Origin of the sequence: Shinella sp. JR1-6 (genome assembly GCF_004284735.1) — a bacterium.
Classification (GTDB): Bacteria; Pseudomonadota; Alphaproteobacteria; order Rhizobiales; family Rhizobiaceae; genus Shinella.
The window spans coordinates 1-1,371 of record NZ_SHMI01000105.1 but is presented as its reverse complement, the minus strand read 5'-3'; the positions used below and the strand labels follow the sequence as shown (position 1 = coordinate 1,371).

The following is a 1,371-nucleotide window of genomic DNA, read 5'->3' as shown; positions in this document are numbered from 1 at the left end:
GCCAAGCTGTCGTCCTGAACCACGCCGGCCTTAACCAGCGCGTCCGATATCGGTTTGATTATGTTGTCGATGTCTCGAGCTCGCTTTGAGCGCCAGTTGCGCTGGGCGGCGATCGACAGGCTATAGGGCCCCTGAATCTTCCCTGCCCTCTGGCCGGCAATCTCCCACATGGCAGACTCACGCCATGCGGAGTATTTATCCGTCTTTGCGCTGACGACCTTGCCATCCTTGACGAAGCTCTTTCGGAGCCCGTTGGTGGATGGAGGCATGTCGGTGATCGTGAGACGGATCATGCTGCGCCGCGCTTTCTGTCTATGGCGGCAGCATAGTCGTCGCGGACAACCTTCATCACGTCGAGCCTGCGCTGCTTGATGTCAATCTCATGCTGCGGCCACGGGCTCTTGCTGCCATGGCCGTGAGAGGAAAGCCAGCCGCGGGTGTTGTCGATTATCTTCTGAACCTCGTCGCGCCGCTCCTCCAGGCTAAACATGAGTAGGAGCCTCCCACGCCGCCTTGAAGGCCTCGAAACGATCGGATGGAACCGGGCGGAAGGTCTGTGCATGGCCGGGGAATAGGCCATCCTGCTCACCCTCTACGAGGCCGATGATCGATCAGGAAGCGCGAACTGGCTGGCGGCATCTCCTTGCCGGATCCGCGCATGAAGTAGACGAAGCCACCGCCGGACCTGATCGCCTCCTCTGAGGCCGCGGCTTGCCGGCAAAGAGCTTCGCCAGCTCTCGCGAGCTTCGCATATGCGACGAGGACGTTTTTGTGCAGCTTACGCTTTTTCGGTTTTGCCATTTCTAACTCTCCGTTTCGCGCGCCGGCATGCCAGCAGAAACCGTTCCCACGCTCTGCGCGTGAGGCTCTTCCACAGCCGTTTCATTGATCCCATCCATCGAAAGGCGTTCGGCTTTGTACCGATCCGCTGCTTCTTCGTTCTTTTCGCAAATCCGGTCGTAGGCGCTCCGCAGCCGGCGATATGCCTCACCGGCCACGTCCTTCATTTCGTGCGCCTTGTATTCCAGGCGGAACAGATAGCTTTCTGCGATGCCGAGGCTTTGCGAGAGACGCCCGCGAATGGACTTCTCACGGTCTCCACGGCCCCGGAACTCAACGTCCTTGAGGCGCCTGTAAAACCGGACTGCGTCTGCGAGTGCTTCAGTGTTCATTTTTCTGCCAACACTATTTCCGCGGGCGGAAAACCAATTGCCGTACATGCCTGTCTCCCTTGGCTAGATTGCTCGTCACCACAACGGAGCAACACATGGTCAAGGGAGACATCATTCAATTCCCAAGAGGAGACGACGGGGCCCAAGGCTTCGTGCGGGAGCCCACTTCCCCGCCGTCTCACAGGTCCGCCGCTGGCGA

4 protein-coding genes are annotated in these 1,371 nt (G+C 59.4%); all 4 read right to left on the bottom strand.

Annotation, left to right across the window (positions count from 1 at the left end; genetic code table 11):
- Positions 1-293, bottom strand: a 293-nt coding sequence (locus EXZ48_RS34530) for a RusA family crossover junction endodeoxyribonuclease (protein ID WP_130521575.1), incomplete at its 3' end; no start/stop codon positions are given.
- A complete protein-coding gene (locus EXZ48_RS34525) occupies positions 290-490 on the bottom strand; it encodes a hypothetical protein (protein WP_130521573.1) in 201 nt (66 codons plus the stop codon). The genes EXZ48_RS34530 and EXZ48_RS34525, both read right to left, overlap by 4 nt.
- Positions 491-585: 95 nt before the next feature.
- Positions 586-801, bottom strand: a complete 216-nt coding sequence (locus tag EXZ48_RS34520) for a hypothetical protein (RefSeq protein WP_130521570.1) — start codon at positions 799-801, stop codon at positions 586-588.
- Positions 802-803: 2 nt separating this feature from the next.
- Positions 804-1,220, bottom strand: a complete 417-nt coding sequence (locus EXZ48_RS34515) for a hypothetical protein (protein ID WP_245462441.1) — start codon at positions 1,218-1,220, stop codon at positions 804-806.
- Positions 1,221-1,371: the final 151 nt, after the last annotated feature.